At 65.0% G+C, this 22,487-nt stretch carries 25 protein-coding genes; 17 read left to right on the top strand and 8 right to left on the bottom strand.

Annotation, left to right across the window (positions count from 1 at the left end; genetic code table 11):
* Positions 1-3 precede the first annotated feature (3 nt).
* From nrdE to H7J73_RS21385, 4 genes are all read right to left on the bottom strand, one after another.
* The gene (nrdE, locus tag H7J73_RS21400; protein ID WP_264069676.1) at positions 4-2,172 is read right to left on the bottom strand and encodes a class 1b ribonucleoside-diphosphate reductase subunit alpha; all 2,169 of its coding nucleotides are present in this window, start codon (positions 2,170-2,172) and stop codon (positions 4-6) included.
* Entirely contained in the window at positions 2,139-2,585 is a 447-nt protein-coding gene (gene nrdI / locus H7J73_RS21395; RefSeq protein WP_264069675.1) for a class Ib ribonucleoside-diphosphate reductase assembly flavoprotein NrdI, read from the bottom strand. Before nrdI ends, nrdE begins: the two co-directional genes overlap by 34 nt.
* 46 nt (positions 2,586-2,631) lie before the next feature.
* Positions 2,632-2,871, bottom strand: coding sequence for a redoxin NrdH (locus H7J73_RS21390; protein ID WP_264069674.1), 240 nt, complete (start codon positions 2,869-2,871; stop codon positions 2,632-2,634).
* A 560-nt stretch (positions 2,872-3,431) separates the two neighbouring features.
* A complete protein-coding gene (locus H7J73_RS21385; RefSeq protein ID WP_264069673.1) occupies positions 3,432-3,986 on the bottom strand; it encodes an NAD(P)H-dependent oxidoreductase in 555 nt (184 codons plus the stop codon).
* 104 nt (positions 3,987-4,090) lie between these two features.
* Here H7J73_RS21385 and H7J73_RS21380 point away from each other — a divergent pair, with 104 nt between their 5' ends.
* From H7J73_RS21380 to H7J73_RS21365, 4 genes are all read left to right on the top strand, one after another.
* The gene (locus H7J73_RS21380; protein WP_435405553.1) at positions 4,091-4,714 is read left to right on the top strand and encodes a TetR/AcrR family transcriptional regulator; all 624 of its coding nucleotides are present in this window, start codon (positions 4,091-4,093) and stop codon (positions 4,712-4,714) included.
* Positions 4,678-5,769 (top strand): DNA polymerase IV, encoded by a 1,092-nt coding sequence (locus tag H7J73_RS21375; RefSeq protein WP_264069672.1) that lies wholly within the window; start codon positions 4,678-4,680, stop codon positions 5,767-5,769. Before H7J73_RS21380 ends, H7J73_RS21375 begins: the two co-directional genes overlap by 37 nt.
* 73 nt (positions 5,770-5,842) lie before the next feature.
* Positions 5,843-7,369 (top strand): alkaline phosphatase, encoded by a 1,527-nt coding sequence (gene phoA / locus H7J73_RS21370; RefSeq protein ID WP_264069671.1) that lies wholly within the window; start codon positions 5,843-5,845, stop codon positions 7,367-7,369.
* Positions 7,370-7,421: 52 nt separating this feature from the next.
* Positions 7,422-8,597, top strand: coding sequence for an AAA family ATPase (locus H7J73_RS21365; RefSeq protein ID WP_264069669.1), 1,176 nt, complete (start codon positions 7,422-7,424; stop codon positions 8,595-8,597).
* On the opposite strand, the gene H7J73_RS21360 is transcribed toward H7J73_RS21365, so the two are convergent.
* A complete protein-coding gene (locus H7J73_RS21360) occupies positions 8,563-9,453 on the bottom strand; it encodes an SDR family oxidoreductase (RefSeq protein ID WP_264069668.1) in 891 nt (296 codons plus the stop codon). The two genes, H7J73_RS21365 and H7J73_RS21360, sit on opposite strands and share 35 nt — an antisense overlap.
* 41 nt (positions 9,454-9,494) lie before the next feature.
* Positions 9,495-10,211 carry a TetR/AcrR family transcriptional regulator gene (locus H7J73_RS21355; RefSeq protein WP_435405552.1) on the bottom strand — a complete coding sequence of 239 codons (717 nt, stop codon included), beginning with the start codon at positions 10,209-10,211 and terminating at the stop codon, positions 9,495-9,497.
* Between the two features lie 52 nt (positions 10,212-10,263).
* On the opposite strand from H7J73_RS21355, the gene H7J73_RS21350 reads away from it, so the two are divergent.
* On the top strand, positions 10,264-11,742 hold the full coding sequence (locus tag H7J73_RS21350) for a cytochrome P450 (RefSeq protein WP_264069667.1): 1,479 nt from the start codon (positions 10,264-10,266) through the stop codon (positions 11,740-11,742).
* A 70-nt stretch (positions 11,743-11,812) separates the two neighbouring features.
* Positions 11,813-12,280 carry a cupin domain-containing protein gene (locus tag H7J73_RS21345; protein WP_264069664.1) on the top strand — a complete coding sequence of 156 codons (468 nt, stop codon included), beginning with the start codon at positions 11,813-11,815 and terminating at the stop codon, positions 12,278-12,280.
* Here the strand turns inward: H7J73_RS21345 and H7J73_RS21340 are convergent, their stop codons facing one another.
* Positions 12,281-12,781, bottom strand: coding sequence for a 2-isopropylmalate synthase (locus H7J73_RS21340; protein ID WP_264069663.1), 501 nt, complete (start codon positions 12,779-12,781; stop codon positions 12,281-12,283).
* 237 nt (positions 12,782-13,018) lie between these two features.
* Here H7J73_RS21340 and H7J73_RS21335 point away from each other — a divergent pair, with 237 nt between their 5' ends.
* From H7J73_RS21335 to H7J73_RS21290, 11 genes are all read left to right on the top strand, one after another.
* On the top strand, positions 13,019-13,375 hold the full coding sequence (locus H7J73_RS21335; protein WP_264069661.1) for a hydrogenase maturation nickel metallochaperone HypA: 357 nt from the start codon (positions 13,019-13,021) through the stop codon (positions 13,373-13,375).
* 248 nt (positions 13,376-13,623) lie between these two features.
* Positions 13,624-14,679: an NADH-quinone oxidoreductase subunit B family protein gene (locus H7J73_RS21330; RefSeq protein ID WP_264069659.1), complete on the top strand. Its 1,056-nt coding sequence runs from the start codon at positions 13,624-13,626 to the stop codon at positions 14,677-14,679.
* A 48-nt stretch (positions 14,680-14,727) separates the two neighbouring features.
* On the top strand, positions 14,728-16,524 hold the full coding sequence (locus tag H7J73_RS21325) for a nickel-dependent hydrogenase large subunit (RefSeq protein WP_264069658.1): 1,797 nt from the start codon (positions 14,728-14,730) through the stop codon (positions 16,522-16,524).
* A 3-nt stretch (positions 16,525-16,527) separates the two neighbouring features.
* Positions 16,528-17,415, top strand: coding sequence for a NifU family protein (locus H7J73_RS21320; RefSeq protein WP_264069656.1), 888 nt, complete (start codon positions 16,528-16,530; stop codon positions 17,413-17,415).
* Complete coding sequence (locus H7J73_RS21315; protein ID WP_264069655.1) at positions 17,415-18,029, top strand: DUF5947 family protein; 615 nt, start codon at positions 17,415-17,417, stop codon at positions 18,027-18,029. The genes H7J73_RS21320 and H7J73_RS21315 overlap by 1 nt, the downstream gene beginning before the upstream one ends.
* On the top strand, positions 18,026-18,664 hold the full coding sequence (locus tag H7J73_RS21310) for a DUF6084 family protein (protein WP_264069654.1): 639 nt from the start codon (positions 18,026-18,028) through the stop codon (positions 18,662-18,664). The genes H7J73_RS21315 and H7J73_RS21310 overlap by 4 nt, the downstream gene beginning before the upstream one ends.
* The gene (locus tag H7J73_RS21305) at positions 18,661-20,007 is read left to right on the top strand and encodes a hypothetical protein (protein ID WP_264069652.1); all 1,347 of its coding nucleotides are present in this window, start codon (positions 18,661-18,663) and stop codon (positions 20,005-20,007) included. The genes H7J73_RS21310 and H7J73_RS21305 overlap by 4 nt, the downstream gene beginning before the upstream one ends.
* Entirely contained in the window at positions 19,995-20,114 is a 120-nt protein-coding gene (locus H7J73_RS34025) for a DUF6893 family small protein (RefSeq protein WP_435405551.1), read from the top strand. Before H7J73_RS21305 ends, H7J73_RS34025 begins: the two co-directional genes overlap by 13 nt.
* Positions 20,115-20,579, top strand: coding sequence for a hydrogenase maturation protease (locus H7J73_RS21300; protein ID WP_276031592.1), 465 nt, complete (start codon positions 20,115-20,117; stop codon positions 20,577-20,579).
* Between the two features lie 3 nt (positions 20,580-20,582).
* The gene (locus H7J73_RS21295) at positions 20,583-20,843 is read left to right on the top strand and encodes a HypC/HybG/HupF family hydrogenase formation chaperone (RefSeq protein ID WP_264069649.1); all 261 of its coding nucleotides are present in this window, start codon (positions 20,583-20,585) and stop codon (positions 20,841-20,843) included.
* On the top strand, positions 20,840-21,586 hold the full coding sequence (locus H7J73_RS21290) for a DUF6390 family protein (RefSeq protein WP_264069647.1): 747 nt from the start codon (positions 20,840-20,842) through the stop codon (positions 21,584-21,586). The genes H7J73_RS21295 and H7J73_RS21290 overlap by 4 nt, the downstream gene beginning before the upstream one ends.
* Here H7J73_RS21290 and H7J73_RS21285 read toward each other — a convergent pair.
* A complete protein-coding gene (locus tag H7J73_RS21285; RefSeq protein ID WP_264069646.1) occupies positions 21,583-22,404 on the bottom strand; it encodes a class I SAM-dependent methyltransferase in 822 nt (273 codons plus the stop codon). The genes H7J73_RS21290 and H7J73_RS21285 overlap by 4 nt on opposite strands.
* Positions 22,405-22,487: the final 83 nt, after the last annotated feature.

The raw sequence follows: 22,487 nt of genomic DNA, 5'->3' as shown, positions 1-22,487 counted from the left end.
CCCCTAGAGCATGCAGCTGACGCAACCCTCCACTTCAGTGCCCTCCAAGGCCATCTGACGTAGCCGGATGTAGTACAGCGTCTTGATCCCCTTGCGCCAGGCGTAGATCTGCGCCTTGTTGACCTCGCGAGTATTGGCGGTGTCCTTGAAGAACAGCGTCAGGCTCAGGCCCTGGTCGACGTGTTGGGTGGCAGCGGCATACGTGTCGATGATCTTCTCGTAGCCGATCTCGTACGCGTCCTGGTAGTACTCCAGGTTGTCGTTCGTCAGGTAGGGCGCCGGGTAGTAGACGCGCCCGATCTTGCCTTCCTTGCGGATCTCGATCTTGCTCGCCACCGGGTGGATCGACGATGTCGAATGGTTGATGTAGGAGATCGACCCGGTCGGCGGGACGGCCTGCAGGTTCTGGTTGTAGATGCCGTGCTCCTGCACCGATTCCTTGAGCCGCTTCCAGTCGTCCTGGGTCGGGATGTGGATACCGGCCTCGGAGAACAGCTCGCGCACCCGCCCGGTGGCGGGCTCCCAGACCTGATCGGTGTACTTGTCGAAGAACTCCCCTGACGCGTACTTGGAGTTCTCGAATCCACCGAAGGCCCTACCCCGCTCCACGGCAAGGAGATTCGAGGCACGCAGCGCGTGGTAGAGCACGGTGTAGAAGTAGATGTTAGTGAAGTCGATTCCCTCTTCGGAGCCGTAGAGAATCCGCTCGCGAGCGAGGTAGCCGTGCAGGTTCATCTGACCCAGCCCGATGGCGTGGGAGTCGTTGTTGCCCTGCTCGATTGACGGTACCGACCAGATGTGGGTCTGATCGGACACCGCGGTCAACGCCCGGATGGAGATCTCGATGGTCTGCGCGAAATCAGGCGAGTCCATCGCCTTGGCGATGTTGAGCGAGCCGAGGTTGCACGAAATATCCTTGCCCACTTTGGCATACGACAGATCATCGTTGAACAGCGACGGTGTCGACACCTGCAGGATCTCCGAGCACAGGTTGCTGTGGGTGATCTTGCCTGCGATCGGGTTGGACCGGTTCACCGTGTCCTCGTACATGATGTACGGGTAGCCGGACTCGAACTGCAGCTCGGCCAGGGTCTGGAAGAACTCGCGCGCCTTGATCTTGGTCTTGCGGATCCGGGCGTCGTCGACCATCTCGTAGTACTTCTCGGTCACCGAGATGTCGGCGAACGCCACCCCGTAGACGCGTTCGACGTCATACGGCGAGAACAGATACATGTCCTCGTTGTTCTTGGCGAGCTCGAAGGTGATGTCCGGGATCACCACGCCCAGGCTCAGCGTCTTGATCCGGATCTTCTCGTCGGCGTTCTCCCGCTTGGTGTCGAGGAAGCGGTAGATGTCGGGGTGATGCGCATGCAGGTACACCGCACCGGCACCCTGGCGCGCACCGAGTTGATTGGCGTAGGAGAAGGAGTCCTCCAGCAGCTTCATGATCGGGATGACGCCCGAGGACTGGTTCTCGATGTTCTTGATCGGTGCGCCGTGCTCACGAATGTTGCTCAGCAGCAAGGCAACTCCGCCGCCGCGCTTGGACAGCTGCAGCGCTGAGTTGATGGAGCGCCCGATGGACTCCATATTGTCCTCGATGCGCAGCAGGAAGCAGCTCACGGGTTCACCGCGCTGCTTCTTACCCGAGTTGAGGAATGTCGGGGTGGCCGGCTGGAACCGGCCGTCGATGATCTCATCGAGCAGCTTCTCGGCCAGCGAGGTGTCTCCGGCGGCCAGGGTGAGGGACACCATGACGACGCGGTCCTCGAACCGCTCGAGGTAGCGCTTTCCGTCGAACGTCTTCAGCGTGTAAGAGGTGTAGTACTTGAACGCGCCGAGGAAGGTCGGGAAGCGGAACTTCTTGGCGTATGCCCGGTCCAGCAGGGACTTCACGAAGTTGCGCGAGTACTGGTCGAGCACCTCACGCTCGTAGTAGTTCTCCTTGACCAGGTAGTCGAGCTTCTCGTCCTGGTTGTGGAAGAACACCGTGTTCTGGTTGACGTGCTGCAGAAAGTACTGATTGGCCGCTTCGCGATCCTTGTCGAACTGGATCTTGCCGTCGGCGTCGTACAGGTTCAGCATCGCGTTGAGGGCGTGGTAGTCCATCTCGCTGGCCTGCGATGCGCTGCGGGCGGCTACAGGCTCTGCAGCTGTGACGGTGGGTGACACGTCTGTTCCTTCCAGAAGTCTTCCAAGCCCGAACGGACGGCGAAGACGTCGTCCTCGGTGCCCATCAGCTCAAATCGATATAAATACGGGACCCCGCACTTGCGGGAGATGACGTCACCGGCATAGCCGAACTCAGCGCCGAAGTTGCTGTTGCCCGCGGCGATGACGCCGCGGATCAGCGACCGGTTGTGCTCGTTGTTCAGAAATGCGATGACCTGTTTGGGGACGTATCCCCCGGCTTCAGGATCGGGTCCGTTCGCGTGGCCACCGCCGTAGGTCGGCAACACCAGCACGTAGGGCGCATGAACTTCGATGCGCTCGCGGAGCGGAATACGGATGGCGGGAATGTCGAGTTTCTGGACGAAGCGGTGGGTGTTCTCCGAAACGCTGGAGAAATAGACGAGGTTGGTCATCGCGATTCTCCCGGTGAACGTTCTGCCCCGCCCGGCGCAGTGGTGACTAGGCAGTCAGTGCGGCGCCGGCGAGGGCCTTGATGCGATCCGGCCGGAAACCCGACCAGTGGTCATTGCCTGCCACCACGACGGGAGCCTGCAGGTAACCCAGGGCCATCACGTAATCGCGGGCCTCGGGGTCCATGGTGATGTCGACGATGTTGTACTCGATGCCCTGCTTGTCCAACGCCTTGTAGGTGGCATTGCACTGCACGCAGGCGGGCTTGGTGTAGACGGTGATGCTCATATTGGTTCGACCTTCCCCAGCGAAGCAATATTGGACGGTGTTGAGTCGTTGTTGCGCTGCACTGCCTAGTGACTCGACCGGTCGACGACTACTTGTCTGTCAACGCTCGAACCGAGGAAGAACATCCCCTCGGCCGCCTTGACAGTCGCCTTGACTTCGTAGACCTTCCATTGCTGGCCTAACCCGCCTTGGCACTAGATGTTGTGCCCCATAAGTAGAACACACACAAGATGGGTCTTAATAACATTCATGAAATTACCAGGTGGGATCGGTGTGTCGTTGCGTCTCGGCGTGTCACGCTCCTGGCGTGGGCGCTTCGTGCCGTACGGTCCTGCTCTACCAGAAGGGTCCGACACGTTTCGGCTGGGCCGTGTCGTGCGCGCTCGCTCTCTAGCAGCGCAGCAAAGTCAAAACCCGGGATCCGCCACGCCCGCCCGTCGCAGCACCCCCGCTGACCCCTGGTCACGTCCGAGCAGTTGCCGTCCGGTGACGATTTCGCGTCCAGCTCGCAGCCGGACGGCAAACGAAGACCGCTGCCAGTAATGCGCTGACGGCCCGACTCAGCCGACTGGGTCGGCGACGGACGCGACGAGTGTGTCCACGGCGGCGCGCACGCTCTCGACCACCTCGGCACTCTCGCGCGGGTGCTTGCCGTCGAACGCGGTACCCGGAATCGAGAGCTTGATCGACTCGACCACCTGAGAACCTGCGATACCGAAGGACTTGCGCGTTTCGTCATGCGCCCACACCCCGCCGTACTGCCCGTGTGCGTATCCGACCACCCCTAGCGGCTTGCCTTTGAGGGCGCCCATCCCGAAGGGCCGGGACAACCAGTCGATGGCATTCTTCAACACACCCGGGATGCTGCCGTTGTACTCGGGGGTGAACACCAGGACTGCATCGGCGGCAGCGGCCGCGGCCCGGACTGCCACCACGGAGGCCGGGGCATCGGCGGTGTCGAGGTCTTCGTTGTAGAACGGCAGATCGCCGAGGCCGTCATAGATCGTCACCGTCACGCCGTCGGGGGCATGCTCGGCCGCCAGTTCGGCCAGCTGGCGGTTCACCGATGCCGCCCGCAGACTTCCCACTAGCGCCATCACCTGGATATCGGACATCTGGGAGCTCCCTTTCTATTGCGTGGACCTGGTGGGTGGTCCGATCTTCACATCGATCAACCGGACTATAGTCCGCTTTGTTCCGGCTGCGTTAAAGTGCACTGGTGAGCGTTGTCGGACCGCCGGGGCAATTGCCGGTAACGGATGTGTCCGGCCCGCAGGAGCACGGCCCCGAGCGGATCGATGCCGCACGCAACCGCGCGCTGCTACTCGACGCCGCCCGCCGGCTGGTCGCCGCGCACGGCGCAGAGGCGGTGACGATGGACGACATCGCCAGCGCCGCCGGGGTGGGAAAAGGCACGGTGTTCCGCCGGTTCGGCAGTCGGGCCGGGCTGATGCTGGTGCTGCTCGACGAGGACGAAAAGGCCAACCAGCAGGCCTTCCTGTTCGGCCCCCCACCCCTCGGCCCCGAAGCTCCGCCGCTGGAAAGACTCATCGCATTCGGGCAGCAGCGCCTGCACTTCGCCCACACCCACCGGGAGCTGCTGTCCGCGGCCAACCGCGACCCGCAGAGCCGGTACGGTCCGCCTGCGATGGTGTTGCGGCGGCATGTCTACGTGCTACTGCAAGCGGCGGGCACCACCGGCAACATCGACGCCCAAGTCGACGCTCTGCTGGCACTGCTCGACCCCGACTACATCCAGCATCAACTCGTCGACCGCGGCCAGACCCTCGACCAACTCGGAGACGCATGGGAGAGCCTCGCGCGCAAACTGTGCGGACACTAGCCGAAACCGACGAGATCCCGCACTGGATACTGCATGTGGACCTGGACCAGTTCCTGGCCTCGGTCGAATTGCGCCGTCGGCCCGAGCTCGTCGGGCAGCCCGTCATCGTCGGTGGCAACGGTGATCCGCAGGAACCGCGCAAGGTGGTGACCTGCGCGTCGTATGAAGCCCGCGCATTCGGCATCCACGCGGGCATGCCGTTACGCGCCGCCGCCAGACGCTGCCCTGCCGATTCGGGCGTGGTGTTCCTGCCCTCGGATCCTGAGGCCTACGACGCCGCCTCGGCGGAGGTGATGGGACTGCTGCGCGACCTCGGCTATCCGGTGGAGGTGTGGGGCTGGGACGAGGCCTACCTCGGCGCGCACACCAAGGATCCGGTCACTCTGGCCGAACGGGTTCGCTCCGTGATCGAGGAGGCGACGGGGCTGTCCTGTTCGGTAGGCATCAGCGACAACAAACAACGCGCCAAGGTTGCCACCGGCTTCGCCAAGCCGGCAGGCATCTTCACCCTCACCGACACCAACTGGATGGACACGATGGGTTCCCGCTGCGTCGATGCACTCTGGGGCGTCGGGCCCAAGACGACGACAAAGCTGGCCGCGATGGATATCACGACGGTCCGCGAACTCGCCTACGCCGATGCCGAGACCCTCACCTCGGCATTCGGTCCGAGAGCCGGCCTGTGGCTGCTGCTGCTCGCCAAAGGTGGTGGCGACACCGACGTCAGCGCCGAACCCTGGATACCGCGCTCGCGCAGCCACGTCGTGACGTTTCCCGCCGATCTCACCGATCGCGCCGAAATGGCCACTGCCATTGAACAGTTGGCGCGACAGGCGCTCGGTGAGGTCGTCGAGCAGGAGCGCATCGTCACGCGAGTCGCGGTCACCGTGCGGACCAGCACCTTCTACACCAGGACCAAGATCCGCAAGCTGACCCGACCCAGCACCGACAGCGACGTGATCACCGCCGCCGCGCTGGCGGTGCTCGGCCTCTTCGATCTGGACCGGCCGGTCCGGCTTCTCGGAGTGCGGCTCGAACTTGCCATGCCGCAGTAGCCCAGCGGTCAACCACCGTTCACCACGATCACGTTCACTCTGCCAGGCGATGCACAGCGAACGAGGAGCGAACGTGGCGGTCAACAGGTATGTCAAGGCGGCAGTGGTCATCGGCGCGGTGGCGATCCTGCCGTTGACTGCCTGTAGTAGCGATGAGAAGAAGAGCTCCGCCGGCGACACTGTGACGCGCTCCGCCACCGGCGATATCTCGACCAACGGCGGCGCCCGGCGGCTCCCAGGCGATCAGTCAGATGCTTTGCGCAACAACATTTCCGACGGCAAGGCCCGCAACATCATCCTGCTGATCGGCGACGGAATGGGCGACTCGGAGATCACCATAGCCCGCAACTACGCGATGGGCGCAGGTGGCGCGTTCGCCGGGCTCGACGCCTTCCCACTGACCGGGCAGTACACCACCTACGCGCTGCGCAAGGACGGCAAGCCCAATTACGTCACGGACTCCGCGGCCAGTGCCACCGGCTGGACGACGGGGACCAAGACCTACAACGGCGCGCTCGGCATCGACATCAAGGATGCCAAACACGCCACTATCCTCGAGCTCGCCAAGACCCAGGGTTTCGCTACCGGTGACGTCACCACCTCGGAGATCCAGGACGCGACACCCGCCTCGCTGTTCTCCCACATCACCGAACGGGACTGCTACGGCCCCGAGGAGATGGCCAAGGACTGCCCGAACGAGACGCTGGAGAAGGGTGGCCCGGGATCGGTCACCGAACAGATGCTGGCAACCCGGCCCGACATCACCTTGGGCGGCGGTTTCGAGACCTTCAACCAGACCGCCACCGGCGGCGACTACCAGGGTAAGACACTGGAGGCGCAGGCCAAGGAGCGCGGCTACCAGATCGTCCGTACGGCAAGCGAATTGGCGAGTGTCACCAAGGCCGACAAGGACGCCCCGGTACTCGGGCTGTTCGCCGACGGCAACATGCCGGTCAGTTGGACCGGCGCACCCGCGGTGCGACAGGGCTATCTGCAGCCGGCCGCCAAGTGCGGGCCCAATCCCAAGCACACCGCTGATGTGCCGGTGCTGGCCGATATGACGCAGAAGGCCATCGACGTGCTGTCCACCAGCCAGGCCGGGACAGACAAGGGCTTCTTCCTGCAGGTCGAGGGCGCCTCGATCGACAAGCGCGATCACGCGGCGGATCCGTGCGGGCAGATCGGCGAGACCGTCGACCTCGACGGCGCCATCCAGAAGGCACTGGAGTTCGCGAAGAAAGACGGCAACACCCTGGTCATCGCAACGGCTGATCACGGCCACACCAGCCAGATCGTCGAGCAGTACACCGAGGAGGATCTCCAAGGTCTCGCCGAGGATTCCCGGCAGCCGATCGAACGGGTCCGCGACATCATGTATCCCGGCCTGACCCGGGTGCTGACCACCGCCGACGACGCTCCGATGATCGTCAGCTACGGGACCTCTGCGGATGTCGGCGTCGAGGACGAGACGCACACCGGCACGCAGGTGCGCCTGGCGGCGTTCGGCCCGCGGGCCGGCAACGTCGTGGGGCTGACCGACCAGACCGACCTGTTCTTCACGATGACCGACGCGCTGGGGATCGACCGCACCGCCAAGTAGGGTCCACGGCCGGCGGCCCGGAGTTGTCTGAGCCCTGAGCTAGCGTCTGGGCATGCTCTCCACCGTCGCGGTGCACGGCTATCGGTCCCTGCGCGATGTCGTGCTGCCGCTGCGGCAGCTCACAGTCATCACCGGTCCCAACGGCAGCGGTAAGTCGTCGTTGTACCGGGCACTGCGACTGCTCGCCGATTGCGGTCGTGGTGAGGCGATCGGTTCACTGGCCCGTGAGGGCGGCCTGCAGTCGGCGCTGTGGGCCGGGCCCGAAAGCCTCGCAGGCGCCCGTCGCACCGGCAGAACCGAGGGCACCACCCGAACCGGCCCCGTGGCCCTTCAGATGGGTTATGCAGCAGACGATTTCGGATATCTTGTGGACCTCGGACTGCCTCAGATGGCCGGCATCCGTTCCGAGTTCACCAGGGACCCGGAGATCAAGCGGGAAGCGGTGTTCGCCGGCCCGGTGCTGCGACCCAGCTCGACGCTGGTGCAGCGGGCCGGATCGCTGGCTCAGGTGCGCGCGGAGTCCGGCCGCGGTTTCGACGAGCTCACCAGGGCACTGCCGACCCATCGCAGCGTGCTCGCGGAATTCGCCCACGCCGGTGAGCTTCCTGAGCTGGCCGCGGTCCGGGATCGACTGCGGGAGTGGCGGTTCTACGACGGATTCCGGGTCGACGCGGCCGCTGCCGCACGCCACCCGCAGGTCGGCACCCGTACCCCGGTACTCGCCGACGATGGCAGCGATCTCGCGGCCGCCATCCAGACAATCATCGAGGCCGGAGCCGGGGCAGAGGACCTGCATCGCGCGGTCGCCGACGCGTTCGACGGCGCCACCGTGTCGGTGACGGTCAACGACGGGCTGTTCGACGTGCAGCTGCGGCAGGCCGGAATGCTGCGGTCGTTGCGGACCGCCGAACTCTCCGACGGCACACTACGTTTCCTGCTGTGGGCCGCGGCTCTGCTGAGCCCCCGACCACCGTCGCTGATGGTGCTCAACGAGCCGGAGACATCCCTGCATCCGGACCTGGTCGCCCCGCTGGCCGTTCTGATCCGGGCCACCGCCGCCGTGACGCAGCTGGTGGTGGTCACCCATTCGCGAATCCTGCTCGACGCGCTGAATCTCACCGACGAAGACGAGACCGCGCGGGTGGAGATCTACAAAGACCACGGAGAGACGAAAATCGTCGGACAGAACCTGCTTACGACTCCGGCGTGGGATTGGGGTTCGCGCTGACCGGCCTGCTGGTCGCGGGCCGAAGTACCCGGGTGAACAAGACGTTCACCCGGCGCATCGCGACGCTGTACGGCCACCAGGCGGTGCGCTTGAACAGGTAGAGCGCCCGGATGTCCGGGGAGGTGTAGATCAGGTAGCGGTTCTTCTGCACGCCGACGAGAATCCTGGCCGCGACGTGTTCGGGTGAGACCGCATGCCCGCTGAATCGCTCGATCCACGGCGCGACCTTCGGATGGTCACGGTCGACACCGGCGATTTCGACGGTGTGCACCAGCGGGGTCTGCACGGCACCCGGCACCACTACCGACACGCCGATCCGATGCTTGGCCAGGTCGAACCGCAGTACCTCGGACAGGCCGCGCAGGCCGTACTTGCTTGCGCTGTAGGCGGCGTGCCACGGTAGCGCCACCAGGCCTGCGGCCGAGGACACGTTCACCAGGTGACCGCCCCGGCGGGCCGCGATCATCGGCGGCACAAACGTCTCGATGACGTGGATCGGGCCCATCAGGTTGGTGTCGATCATGGACCGCCAGTGCCGGTGGGTGAGGCGGTCGACCGTGCCCCACGCGGAGACACCGGCGATGTTCATCACGACGTCCATCGGCGGGTGCGCGGCGTGGACATCGGCGGCGAACTTCGCCACGGCGTCGTAATCGGAGATGTCGAGAGCCCGGTAGGCAGGCACGTCGGCACCCAACGCGCGGACGTCCGCAACGGTCTGGTCAAGCCCGGCGGCATCCCGGTCGGTCAGATAGAGCTCGGCACCTTCGCCGGCCAACCGCAGCGCCGTCGCCCGGCCGATTCCGCTGGCCGCACCCGTCAGCAAGAACCGCTTCCCCGCAAACGTCTGCGCCATGACGGTGACGATACCGTCGGGTTCAGGAGGGCAGGTACCGGTCAGTGGGCCGTGCCGCCCCACAAGCCGTTGAGCCACAACGCCTCAAGCACCCGCACCGCGCGCCCGATGTCCCCGTCGGGACCCAGGAAGGTGGCATCCCCGGAGAGCATCAGCGCCGTGGTCACTCCAAGCGTGCGGACCAAGGCGGGGATGTCCTCGCTGATCGGATTGGCGGTGCCGGCCTTCTTTTCTTCTTCGACGATCGTGATGATCTGATCGATGACGGTGTCGATCTGCTGATCGAGAATGTGGCGGATCTCGGCGTCGGTGTTCCTGGCGTCGTTACAGGCCGACATCACCGGATCGTTGTGCGCGTAGACCAGGGCAGCGCTGCCGACCATCCGCTTGGCGAATTCCGACGGTGATTCCTCGGCGCCGCGAGGTGCAAAGTAGTGCGTCAGCTCCTCGAGCTCCTGCAGGACTTCCCCGAGAATCTGGGCCAGCACGGCGTATTTGGAGTCGAAATAGAAGTAGAAGCCGGACCGGGCGACGCCGGCGCGATCGCTGATGGTGCTGACCGACAGGTCCGCGAACGGCTGCTCCTGCAGCAGCTCGCGAACTGCGGTCAGGATGGCGTGCCGCTGCTTGTCACCCCGGCGCCGGGGAGCCGGCTCGGCATCGTCTGACTGCGGTTGGACGCTCACCAGTCCACCTTGCACCACGCCGACACCGGAACGAAACTTGACAGGCGTCAAGTTTGGACGTGAGGATGTCATCAGTGGCCTAGGCCACAGCCCACCACCGTGTTCAGTCCGCGAGGAGTCACCGATGGCGACGATCAGTACACCCCGTTACCTGCTCGACCAGGCCAAGCGCCGCCTCACTCCCACGCCGGTCACCATCCCCGGTATGGGGGCGATCGAGAAGCGGCTACTGGACAGGGAATGGGACCAGTTCCCGCTGGCGCCGGCCCCGGCGGGCAGCGACTTGAAGCCGATCTCGGGCGACGGCGGCCTGCCGGTGCTCGGCCACATGATCGAGATGTTTCGTGGGGGCCCGGACTTCGTCCTGCACACCTACCGCAAATACGGACCGCTGCACTACGTCTTCTCCCCCGTGTTGCCTGCGGTGCTGGCCCTAGGACCCGACGCGACGCAGGCGGTGTTCTCCAACCGCAACAAGGACTTCTCGCAACGCGCCTGGGATCCGGTGATCGGGCCGTTCTTCGAAGGTGGCCTGATGCTGCGCGACTTCGACGACCACATGTTCCACCGCCGGATCATGCAGGAGGCGTTCACCCGGTCGCGGTTGTCGGGCTATGTCTCCCACATCGACGCCGTCTCCAGCCGGGTGCTGGCCAACGACTGGGTGGCCAACGACAAGCGTTTCCTGTTCTACCCGGCCATCAAGGAACTGACCCTCGACATCGCGTCGGTGGTGTTCATGGGACACGAACCGGGCAAGGACCGGGAACTGGTGACCACCGTGAACCGTGCGTTCACCACCACCACCCGTGCGGGTAATGCCATCGTGCGCAAGCCGGTACCGCCGCTGAGCTGGTGGCGCGGGATCAAGGCACGGGAGACGCTGGAGAACTATTTCAACGCGCGGATCGGCGACAAGCGGGCCGGCGACGCCAGCGACATGTTCAGCGTGCTGTGCCGGGCCGAGGACGAGGACGGTCAGCGTTTCACCGACGAGGACATCGTCAGCCACATGATCTTCCTGATGATGGCGGCCCATGACACCTCGACATCGACGATGACGACGATGGCTTATCACCTGGCGGCCAACCCGGAGTGGCAGGAGCGGTGCCGCGACGAATCGGCCAGGATCGGCGACGGGCCGCTGGACTTCGAGTCGCTGGAGAAGCTGGAGACCTACGACCTGGTGATCAACGAGTGCCTGCGCATGGTCACACCGTTGCCCTTCAATTTCCGCCAGGCCGTGCGCGATACCGAGTTGCTGGGGTACTTCATCCCAGCCGGCACGAATGTGATGACCTGGCCGTCGATCAACCACCGACTCGAGGAGCTGTGGACCGAACCGGACAAGTTCGATCCCCTGCGCTTCGCTGAGCCGCGCAACGAGCACAAGCAACACCGCTATGCCTTCGCCCCGTTCGGCGGTGGCGCGCACAAGTGCATCGGCATGGTGTTCGGCCAGCTGGAGATCAAGACGGTCATGCACCGTCTGCTGCGGCGGTACCGACTGGAGCTTCCCCACCCCGGATACAAGCCGACCTACGACTACGGCGGCATGCCGGTCCCCGTCGACGGCATGCCTATCGTGCTGCGTCCGCTGTGACCCGACACTGATCGCCGAGCGCACGTAAGCTGATGCGGAAGAATTTCTCCGCATCAGAGATGAGTCGCTCATGAGCATGGCGTACCTGGCGCAACCCGATCAGCAGCAACAACTCGAATGGCTCGACGGCGGCACGCTGGCCATGCTGCTCGACGGGGCCGCGACCGACGGCCAATTGATGGTGGGCCGGTTCGACGTCAGCCGGGGTGAGGCACCGCCATATCACCTGCACACCCGCGAAGACGAGGTCTTCATGCTCATCAAGGGCACCGCCCTGGTGTGGCACGACGATCAGGAAATGGAACTGGCCGAAGGCGGAATTGTGTTCCTGCCCAAGAATATCCCCCACGCCTACCGCATCACCTCGGCCACCGCGGACCTGCTGATGATCAACACCCCGGCCGGTATCGAAGGCATGTTCCGCTACTCGGGCCGTGACCGGTCCACACCACGCCCCGACGGTTTCCAGATCTCGCCGGAACGGATGGCCCAGGGCGCCAAGGACTACGGGCAGGTGATCCTCGGGCCGCCGCGCTGATCAGTCAGCACAGAGGCGGTTTGCGCAGGCGATGACCGCCCGCAGCGCCGACAGCGTCGAATCATCTGACCAGCCCACCGCCCATTGCGCGCGGATGCCGTCGGTCCCGCGGATGAAGGTCGCGGTGTGCTCGCCGGAGTGCAGTTGATGGAACCTGAGCATCTCCAGCGCGATACCGTGGTTGTGCAGCATCTCGGTCAGGGCGGCCACCGGTCCTGCGGCCGCCGCCGTCGAGGTGGTGATGCGGTCGCCCATCGCGATGGTGGCCTGGTAGTGACGCGCCTGCGGACCAAGCCTGCTGGCCGGACGGTGGACATCGGTGCATTCCCAGTGCCCGAGTCGCAATGGCCCTGCGCAGTGCCCGTATTCGGCGATGACCGATTCCCAGCTCATCTCGTTCGCCTCCTCGCGGATGCCGCGCGGCAGCGGTGCGTCGAACCGGTCGCAGATACGCGTACCGATACTGGAACGCTGAGGCGCGGTGGTGGTCGGGAGTGTCATGTGCCGGTCTTTTCTTCTCAGAGGAAGCGACCGACAGGTAGTAGCATCCGACCCACAGCGGGGGGTCGGTCTGGATCAGACCCCGCTGCGGGTACTGGCTACTACGAGATGTGCACGCACGTCGGCGACTGTAGTCCTGCTCGTCGCGCCGACGCAACCCTCTTTTTCAGCGCGGTGTTGGCGCAGGCAAGACGCATAACGCGGCGGCGGTCACCACTTCGGAGGCACCATTAGACGGTGCATGAATTGTCGCTGTGCGAGGCGATCGCCGGCGTCGTGCGCCCACACGCGGTGGGCCATCACGTGGACATCGTGCGGGTTCGCGTCGGTGCACTGCGCCAGGTCGTGCCCGAATCGCTGGAGTTCTGCTGGTCGCTGATCCGCCAGTACGAGTCGCTGCCCGACGCCGAGCTCGAGCTGGAGCTCATCGCCGCCGAGGTGGTATGCCGGTCCTGCGCACAACAGTCCGAGATCGAATCGCGGTGGTCGCTGCTCTGCCCGGTCTGCGGGAGCGCCGACGTCGAGGTCACCCACGGCAACGAGTTTCTGGTGACGTCGTTAGAGGTTCACGACAAGCAGGCTCATGACGACTAGGCAGATAGCCGAAACATAGTGCGCCACAATGCGTTCCCAGCATCAGCAAAGTTACCTTGGCGTCAATGGCGATCTCCGGCCGACCGCTGCAGCTGTGAAGACAATGAGACCTGGCAGGAAGTCCGTAGCAACTCATTGACAAGCAAGTGTGACCTGGGCCACTCTGGGTTTAGCGACGCGCAAGTGGGCCGAAGGGCGACTCCTGCGCCGTAGGGATCCTCGCCCGGATCCCGGAAAGCTGCGCCAGCATGCTCACAGAAGCAGCAGTCAAAGCGGAAGAAACATTGATTCACGTGCTCTGGATCAATGCCGGGCTGAGCTGCGACGGCGATTCGGTCGCACTGACCGCAGCCACGCAACCCAGCATCGAGGAGATAGCCCTCGGCGCCCTGCCCGGCCTGCCCAAGATCGCCGTGCACTGGCCCCTGATCGACTTCGAATGCGGCCCCGCCGGGGGCGCGGACGACTTCCTCGAATGGTTCTTCAGGGCCGACCGGGGCGAACTGGAACCGTTCGTGCTCGTCGTCGAAGGCTCGATCCCCAACGAAGCTCTGCACGACGAGGGCTACTGGTGCGGTTTCGGCAACGACCCGGCGACGGGTCAGCCGATGACGACGAGTGAGTGGCTCGACCGCCTCGCCCCCAAGGCGACCGCGATCGTCGCGGTCGGAACCTGTGCCACCTACGGCGGTATCCACGCCATGGCGGGCAATCCGACCGGTGCGATGGGCGTACCCGACTACCTCGGGTGGGACTGGAAGAGCAAGGCGGGCATACCAATTGTGTGCGTGCCCGGGTGCCCGGCCCATCCGGACAATATGGCCGAAACGCTGACCTATCTGCTGTACATGGCCACCGGTCAGGCGCCGATGATCCCGCTCGACGAGGAGCTGCGGCCGACGTGGCTGTTCGGGAACACCGTGCACGAGGGGTGCGACCGGGCCGGCTACTACGAGCAGGGCGACTTTGCCACGGAGTACGGATCGCCGAAATGCATAGTCAAGCTCGGCTGCTGGGGCCCGGTGGTGAAATGCAATGTGCCCAAACGCGGTTGGATCAACGGCATCGGTGGCTGCCCCAACGTCGGCGGTATCTGCATCGGCTGCACGATGCCGGGGTTCCCGGACAAGTTCATGCCATTCATGGACGAGCCCCCCGGCGGCAAGATCTCGACGACGGCGTCAGGTCTGTACGGGTCGGTGATCCGCAACCTCCGCCAGGTCACCGGCCGAACCGTGGACAAAGAGCCCAAGTGGCGGCACAAGGGCAAAGAACTCACCACCGGTGCTCGCCGCACCTGGTAGCTGCCTGCGGCAGAACGTCTTTCACTAGTCAATAGAGAGCGAAGCCTGATGACAACGATCATCCCTGAGCCGTCCCAAGTGAAGCGAGACCCGGGTTCCCTGGTAGAGATGGCCTGGGACCCGATCACCAGAATTGTCGGCAGTCTCGGCATCTACACCAAAATCGACTTCGAGAATCGCGAGGTCGTCGAGTGTCACAGCACCTCCTCGATCTTCCGTGGCTACTCGATCTTCATGAAGGGCAAGGATCCGCGCGACGCGCACTTCATCACCAGCCGGATCTGCGGTATCTGCGGCGACAACCACGCGACCTGCTCCTGCTATGCCCAAAACATGGCCTACGGCGTCAAACCGCCACACCTGGGCGAATGGATCGTGAATCTGGGCGAAGCCGCCGAGTACATGTTCGACCACAACATCTTTCAGGAGAACCTGGTCGGCGTCGACTATTGCGAGAAGATGGTCGCCGAGACCAATCCCAGCGTGCTGGCCAAAGCCGAGAACACCCGTGCGCCCAACTCCGACGCCCACGGCTATCGGACCATCGCCGATATCATGCGCTCGCTCAATCCGTTTACCGGCGAATTCTATCGGGAGGCACTGCAGGTCAGCCGGTGGACGCGAGAGATGTTCTGCCTCATGGAAGGTCGACACGTCCATCCCTCGACGCTCTATCCCGGCGGCGTCGGTACCGTCGCGACCATTCAGCTGATGACCGATTACATGACCCGGTTGATGCGCTACGTCGAGTTCATGAAAAAGGTCGTGCCCATGCACGATGACCTCTTCGACTTTTTCTACGAAGCGCTGCCCGGGTACGAAAAGGTCGGCCTGCGCCGCACTCTGCTCGGCTGCTGGGGGTCCTTCCAGGATCCGGATATCTGCAACTTCGCCTATCAGGACATGGAGAAGTGGGGCAACGCGATGTTCGTGACGCCGGGCGTCGTGGTCGACGGCAAGCTGGTCACCCACTCGCTCGTCGATATCAACCTCGGTATCCGGATCCTTTTGGGCAGTTCGTATTACGACGACTGGACCGATCAGGAGATGTTCGTCAAGACCGATCCGCTGGGCAACCCCGTGGACCGGCGCCATCCGTGGAACCAGCACACCAACCCCAAGCCGCAGAAGCGCGATATGGATGACAAGTACAGCTGGGTGATGTCACCACGCTGGTTCGACGGCAAAGATCATCTGGCGCTCGATACCGGCGGCGGCCCGCTGGCCCGGCTCTGGTCGACCGCGCTGGCCGGTCTCGTCGACATCGGGTACGTGCAGTCGACCGGTCACAGCGTGAAGATCAACCTGCCCAAGACGATCCTCAAGGGGCCGGTCGAGCTCGAGTGGAAGATCCCCGAGCACGGCAGCAACACCATCGAACGCAACCGCGCCCGTACCTACTTCCAGGCCTACGCCGCTGCCGCAGCGCTGCATTTCGCCGAGAAGGCGCTGGTGGAGATTCGCGCCGGGCGCACCAAGACCTGGGAGAAGTTCGACGTTCCCGACGATGCCATCGGGTGCGGCTTCACCGAGGCTGTCCGCGGAGTGCTCAGCCATCACATGGTGATCAGGGACGGCAAGATCGCGAACTACCACCCGTATCCCCCGACACCATGGAATGCCAACCCGCGCGACAGCTTCGGCACACCGGGACCGTACGAGGACGCGGTACAAGGCCAACCGATCTTCGAGGAAAACGACAGAGAGAACTTCAAGGGAATCGACATCATGCGGACCGTCCGCAGTTTCGACCCGTGTCTGCCCTGCGGAGTGCACATGTACCTCGGGGACGGTAAGACGCTGGAGAAACTGCACTCACCGACCCAATCCGTCACCGGCGAGTGATGCATGGCAACACCCGAGTGGCGCGCGGCAGGCGATCGGATCCAGGTTTTGCTGGACGCCAGCTCCACAGGTGGCCCGGTCGCGCGTGACCGGGCAGAGCAGCTGGTCAGGGAAGTGGTCGAGCTGTATGGCGCTGGCCTGCAACGCATCCTGGAGATGTCAGGCGAGCCCGGGCTGATCGAACGGTTGGCCAGCGACGACCTGGTGGCCAGCCTGCTGTTGGTGCATGGGTTGCATCCGCACGACCTCCACCGGCGCGTCGCCGACGCACTTGAGCGCGTCCGGCCGTACCTGGGTTCGCACGGCGGTGACGTCGACCTGTTGGACATCACCGACGATGTGGTCCGGTTGAGGTTCGCGGGCAGCTGCCGAAGCTGCCCCTCGTCGGCAGTGACCCTGGAGCTCACGGTAGAGGATGCCATTCGCGCCGCCGCCCCGGAGATCACTTCCATCGAAGTCATTGCTGCGCAGGAAGATCCGATGCCGACGATGATCCCGGCCGAGACCCTGTTGCGTCGGGTGCACGGCGGCGCCGAGTGGCATCCAGTCCCGGATCTGGCCGCATTGGCGTCTGGCGAGGTCGGTGGCTTCCTGGTCGCCGGGACGACGGTGCTGGCCTGCCGGATCGACGACGAACTGTTCGCATACCACGACCGGTGCGGTCGCTGCGACGCCTCGTTGGCCGGCGCGGCGCTGCACCGGCTAGTACGCGCCGGGCAACGTGAGCTGGTGCTGCGATGCCCCCGTTGCCGCTCCCATTTCGACGTCAAGCACGCCGGCGCGGGTGTCGACGAGGGCGTCGGTCCAGAGATACATCTCGACCCGATCCCCCTGCTGCTCCGTGAAGGCGTGCTGTCGATGGCGATCCTGGCGACACCCGCGGTGCTCTGATGGAGAGCGCCTACGACGTGCTGGCCCGCATTCGGGCCGCGAAGGCGCCGCAGCCGCCCGGTGAACGTTGCCAGATGTGCTCGGAGGACATCGCCGACGAACATCAGCATGTGGTGAATGTCGAAGGCCGGCAATTGATGTGCGTCTGCCGGGGCTGCTACCTGTTGTTCACCGACGGCGGCGCCCAGCTGCGCTACCGGTCGGTGCCGGACCGCTACCTGCGCTTTCCCGATCTCGCTCTCGGGCGCCGGGAATGGGAGGTCCTGCAGATTCCGGTCGGACTGGCGTTCTTCTTCCGTAACTCGGCGCTGGACAAAACCGTCGGCTTCTATCCAGGCCCGGCCGGCGCCACCGAATCCGAACTGGACATGCAGACCTGGCAACTGATCACCGCCGCCGATCACCGGGTGGCGACGATGGCCGACGACGTCGAGGCACTGCTGGTCCGGATGCCCGACGGCGACGAACCTCCGGACTGTTTCCTGGTCCCCATCGACGCCTGTTACGAATTCGTCGGGCGGCTGCGGATGCTGTGGCGCGGGTTCGACGGCGGCCAGCAGGTGCGCGCATACATCGATGACTTCTTCGGTCAGATTGCGCGCCGCGCTTCATGACCGGGGTGCGGTTCACTGTGGTGGATGTGGCGCCGGAGCCGTACTCGGTGACACCGCGGCTGATCGCCCGGATCGACGTAGCGGCCGACGGTGACGATCCGGTGCACGCGATCGCGTTGCGCGCCCAGGTGCGCATCGAGCCGCTGCGCCGGCCGTACAGCGACGACGAGGCGGCGGGGCTGACCGATATGTTCGGTCCTCGGTCGCGCTGGTCCAACACACAACGAACGTTCCTGTGGCAGCACGCCGCGGCAATGGTCCAGGGTTTCGCCAGCCGCACCGAGGTGGTCCTTCCGCTGGATTGTACCTATGACTTCGAGGTCACCGGATCGAAGTATCTGCACGCCCTGCGCGACGGCACCATCCCCCTGCAATTCCTGTTCAGCGGAACGATTTTCACCAGAGGCAAGACGGGATTCGCGGTCACGCAGGTGCCCTGGGACCAGGAGAGTCAGTATGACGTGCCGGTGAGAATCTGGCGCGACCTCGTGCACCAGCACTACCCCAACAGCGGCTGGGTCCGGCTGGGGCATGACACCATCGCCGCGCTGGCCGAGTACAAGTCGGTCAAAGGCATGCTCGATATCGACGAGGCGGTCACCTCGCTGTTAGACGGCGTCCGGGAGCTCCGATGACCGCCGGCTGGGACCGGGCCCGTACCATCGCCGACGCAGTGCTCTACGAGGGCTATCTCCTCTACCCCTACCGCGCGTCCTCGAGTAAGAACCAGTCACGTTGGCAGTTCGGCGTTTTGGGACCACCAGGCGCAGCCGAGAGCGCATTCGGCGAGGACGACACGGTGTCGGCCCAATTCTGCGTCGAGGGCGACTGTGCGACGATCACCCTGGTGCTCCGATTCCTGCACCAGCAGCGCCGCTGCGTCGAAAAGAGCAACGGCGACGGCGATTTCGAGCCGGTGGCCGAGCTCAGAACCGATACCAACGCCTGGCTCAGCTGGGATGAGGCGGTCGAAACAGAGCTCACCTTCGGGCCATTGGAGCTCGGCCACCTCGGGCAGTCGTGGACCTTCCAGCTGTCGGCTCCGGCGGACCGGGCCATCGAAACCGTCGACGGCGGACGCCTCCTGCGCTCCCGACGCACCCTGCACGGACGCCTCACGGTCACGAGTGAACCCGGCGACGGACTACAGCGGCTCACCATCGTAGTCCGAAACACCACCGCGTTCGCCGGCGGCAAGGACGACGCGATCGCCACCTCGATGATCGGCACGCACCTCATCGCCGAGGTCAGTGACGGGGCATTCATCTCCCTGCTCGAGCCACCCGAATGGGCGACGGCGGCAGTGGACCGGTGCCGGCAGCACCGCTGCTTCCCGGTGCTGGCCGGCCCGCCGGGTGACCATGCGCTGCTGTTGATCTCGCCGATCATCCTCTACGACCATCCTGAGATCGCCGAACAGAGCCAAGGCGCACTGTACGACTCGACCGAGATCGACGAGATCCTCACCCTGCGGGTGATGACGATGACCGACGACGAAAAGGCCCAGGCCCGCGCCACCGATCCGTTGGCCGCGCAGATCATCGACCGTTGCGACTCGATGTCGCCGCAGGCGTTGCAACGGCTGCACGGGGTGCTGCGTGACCCACATGCCGGTCTCATCCCCGAGATCCCGGATGGGGTCGACTGGTGGGACCCCATCGCCGACAACGCCGTTGCACCCGATACCGACGCAGTCCTGGTCGACGGGGTCCGGGTGGCGCGCGGCAGCAAGGTCCGGCTGAGACCCGCACGCCGCGCCGACGCCCAGGACATCTTCTTCGCCGGCAAGGTCGCCACCGTCACCTCGGTGCACGAGACCGTCGATGGCGATCACCAGATCGGCGTCACCGTCGATGACGACCCGGCGGCCGACCTGCACGACTGGTACGGCCGCTACCTGTACTTCGCACCGGATGAGCTCGAGCCGCTGACGACACCGGAGTTAGGCACTGAAAGGAGTTCGACATGGCAACAGTAGGTTGGGTGGCCACCATCGCGGTGGGCGTCGTCATCGTTGGCGGGGTGGTGGTCGGCGTCAGCTCGCTACCGGATATCCGCCGCTATCTCAAGATGCGGAGCATGTAACTGCCTCGCGTGCTGATTGCCGGCATCGGCAACATCTTCCTGGGGGACGACGGCTTCGGTCCCGAGGTGATCAACCACGTCCCCTGCCCCGACAACGACACGGTCTGCGTCACCGACTACGGCATCCGCGGCATGCACCTGGCCTACGACCTGATGGACGGGTGGGATGGACTGGTACTGGTCGACGCGATACCCACCCGCGGGGCGCCGGGAACGGTGCATGTGTTCGAGGCTGATCTCGACACACTCCCCGCAACCAGTGGTCTCGACGCGCACAGCATGGATCCGGGCGCGGTGTTCGCGAGTCTGACCGCACTCGGCGGCACCGCCCCCCGCACTGTCGTGGTGGGGTGCGAGGTGCGCACCGTGCAGGACGGTATCGGTTTGAGCGAGCCGGTGAGCGCCGCGGTTCCCGAAGCAGTCCGCGCGGTGGCGGACGCGCTGGCGATGCTGCGGGAGGGCTGAGCGATGTGCCTGGGAATCCCGGGACAGGTGATCCGGATGCTGGACGGTTACGGTGGTCAGCTCGTACTGGCCGAGGTGGCGGGTGAGCACCGCAAGGTCAACATCGGGATGCTGCCGGAGGAGACGTTCGGGCCGGGCGATTGGGTGATCATCCATATGGGCTTCGTGGTGGAGAAGACCGATAAAGCAGGCGCCGACGAGGCCATGGCCGGTCTGCAGTTGATGGGCTCGGGTCTCGACGAGACGGACGGTGTACCGCCGTGACCGCGCCGCCCCGCATACCCACGGCCGGTCGAGAATTGTTCGCCGCATTCGCCTTCCCGCCCAACGAACTCGGCTACTGCGGACCGCCCGACTCGTCGGTGCTGCTCGACGGTGACGGTCCGGCCGCCATCGACCGGCACGCCAGGGGGTTCGAGGGTGCGTGGCCCTACCTCGAGGAGATTGCCGCCGCCACCGGTCGCGACGATCCGCTCGACCCCGCGGTGGTCAGCGCGTACTGGGTGGGCGGTCCCCTACTCGACCGGGTCGACAGCTCCCGCATGGTCGACCGGCTCCGAACCGCACTGCCCGGGCAGCCCACCGGCCTGCTCGATCACCTCGACGGCCGGGCAGAGGTGCTGGCCCACCACAGTTTCCACGTGTTCGTGGTCTACCCGTGGGTCCGGTTCCTTCGGACCGACACCGCCGATTCCGGTCATCCGATCCGAATTCTGCAGTCCTGCCGGATCCGCTGGGGTGTCGTGGACGCGGTGGACGACGACCACGTGATCATCGCGTCGCACCCGCTCCGATTCGAGGATGGCCGACTCATCCTGGCCGACCCGGTGCCCGAACGAGTGCGCTGGCGTCGTGATGGTGTTTCCTTGGCGCCGCGGCCCGCGGTGGGCGAGACGGTGGCCGCACACTGGGACTGGGTGTGCGGGACCCTCGACGAGACCCAGCGCGATGCACTCTCCGCCGCCACGTCGTCGACGCTGAGCTTGGTGAACCGGGTCCGTCGTTAACAGCGAACAGCGCTGAGTACCAAGTACTCCCACTCCATCCCGGATGCGCCGGCCAGTGCGCGGTCACCGAGATCGGCCAGCGCAGCATCGAGATCGGCCACCTGCGCCGGATCGGCAATGCCGGCATAGGCCGCGATCGTCGGGCCGTAATTGGCCTTGAAGTAGTCCCGGAACGACGCGCCATCGGCGAACTCGTGGACGGGCAGGCTGCGGCGCTCCGTGCGGAGTTCGGTGACCCGGTCCCCCAACAGTCCGGTGACATGCTCGACGCTGCCCCACAGCAGTGGTGGCGGCACTCCCGGCGGCGGCGCGGGTGCATACGGCTTCATGGTGGCGAACATCTGACCGATGAAACCCTCTGGCGTCCAACTGATCACAGCGATAGTCCCGCCGGGACGACACACCCGGGTCAGCTCATCCGCCGCCTGCTGGTGATGCGGAGCGAACATCACGCCGATACAGGACAGCACCACATCGAAGTCGGCGTCGGCATACGGTAAGGCTTCGGCATTCGCTTCCTGCCAGGACAATTCGACACCGCGGACCGCCGCGATCGCCCTGCCCTGCGCCAAGAGTCCGGGCACCAGGTCGCTGGCGATGACCTCGGCCCCGGTCGCTGCCGCTGCAATGGCGGCACTACCCGTGCCGGCAGCCACGTCGAGCACCTTCGTGCCCGGCCCGATCCCGGCCGCGGCGACCAACTCCGGGCCCAATGGGCCCACCACGTCGGCGGCGACGGCGCCGTAGTCACCCAGGCCCCACAGCGTGCGGTGTTTGGTTTCCAGTTCCCGGTCCACCGGGATGGTCATTCTGTTCATCTGCCGATCGTGGCGCCGAGGCTGAACCGGATCCAGTGCCATATCTGAATCACCACCGATACAGAATCTGTACTAGTCATCGC

This window comes from Mycolicibacterium komossense (assembly GCF_025822605.1).
GTDB lineage: Bacteria > Actinomycetota > Actinomycetes > Mycobacteriales > Mycobacteriaceae > Mycobacterium > Mycobacterium komossense.
This window is presented reverse-complemented; position numbering and strand designations above follow the sequence as displayed.

Coding starts and splice junctions, on each gene's coding strand:
- H7J73_RS21375 (WP_264069672.1), top strand. CDS start 4,678: ATGGGAGAGCCTCGCGCGCAAACTGTGCGGACACTAGCCGAAACCGAC.
- H7J73_RS21345 (WP_264069664.1), top strand. CDS start 11,813: ATGAGCATGGCGTACCTGGCGCAACCCGATCAGCAGCAACAACTCGAA.
- H7J73_RS21355 (WP_435405552.1), bottom strand. CDS start 10,211: ATGACATCCTCACGTCCAAACTTGACGCCTGTCAAGTTTCGTTCCGGT.
- H7J73_RS21315 (WP_264069655.1), top strand. CDS start 17,415: ATGGAGAGCGCCTACGACGTGCTGGCCCGCATTCGGGCCGCGAAGGCG.
- H7J73_RS21385 (WP_264069673.1), bottom strand. CDS start 3,986: ATGTCCGATATCCAGGTGATGGCGCTAGTGGGAAGTCTGCGGGCGGCA.
- nrdI (WP_264069675.1), bottom strand. CDS start 2,585: ATGACCAACCTCGTCTATTTCTCCAGCGTTTCGGAGAACACCCACCGC.
- H7J73_RS21320 (WP_264069656.1), top strand. CDS start 16,528: ATGGCAACACCCGAGTGGCGCGCGGCAGGCGATCGGATCCAGGTTTTG.
- H7J73_RS34025 (WP_435405551.1), top strand. CDS start 19,995: ATGGCAACAGTAGGTTGGGTGGCCACCATCGCGGTGGGCGTCGTCATC.
- H7J73_RS21365 (WP_264069669.1), top strand. CDS start 7,422: ATGCTCTCCACCGTCGCGGTGCACGGCTATCGGTCCCTGCGCGATGTC.
- H7J73_RS21310 (WP_264069654.1), top strand. CDS start 18,026: ATGACCGGGGTGCGGTTCACTGTGGTGGATGTGGCGCCGGAGCCGTAC.
- H7J73_RS21330 (WP_264069659.1), top strand. CDS start 13,624: ATGCTCACAGAAGCAGCAGTCAAAGCGGAAGAAACATTGATTCACGTG.
- H7J73_RS21350 (WP_264069667.1), top strand. CDS start 10,264: ATGGCGACGATCAGTACACCCCGTTACCTGCTCGACCAGGCCAAGCGC.
- H7J73_RS21285 (WP_264069646.1), bottom strand. CDS start 22,404: ATGAACAGAATGACCATCCCGGTGGACCGGGAACTGGAAACCAAACAC.
- H7J73_RS21340 (WP_264069663.1), bottom strand. CDS start 12,781: ATGACACTCCCGACCACCACCGCGCCTCAGCGTTCCAGTATCGGTACG.
- H7J73_RS21305 (WP_264069652.1), top strand. CDS start 18,661: ATGACCGCCGGCTGGGACCGGGCCCGTACCATCGCCGACGCAGTGCTC.
- H7J73_RS21325 (WP_264069658.1), top strand. CDS start 14,728: ATGACAACGATCATCCCTGAGCCGTCCCAAGTGAAGCGAGACCCGGGT.
- H7J73_RS21390 (WP_264069674.1), bottom strand. CDS start 2,871: ATGAGCATCACCGTCTACACCAAGCCCGCCTGCGTGCAGTGCAATGCC.
- H7J73_RS21360 (WP_264069668.1), bottom strand. CDS start 9,453: ATGGCGCAGACGTTTGCGGGGAAGCGGTTCTTGCTGACGGGTGCGGCC.
- H7J73_RS21295 (WP_264069649.1), top strand. CDS start 20,583: ATGTGCCTGGGAATCCCGGGACAGGTGATCCGGATGCTGGACGGTTAC.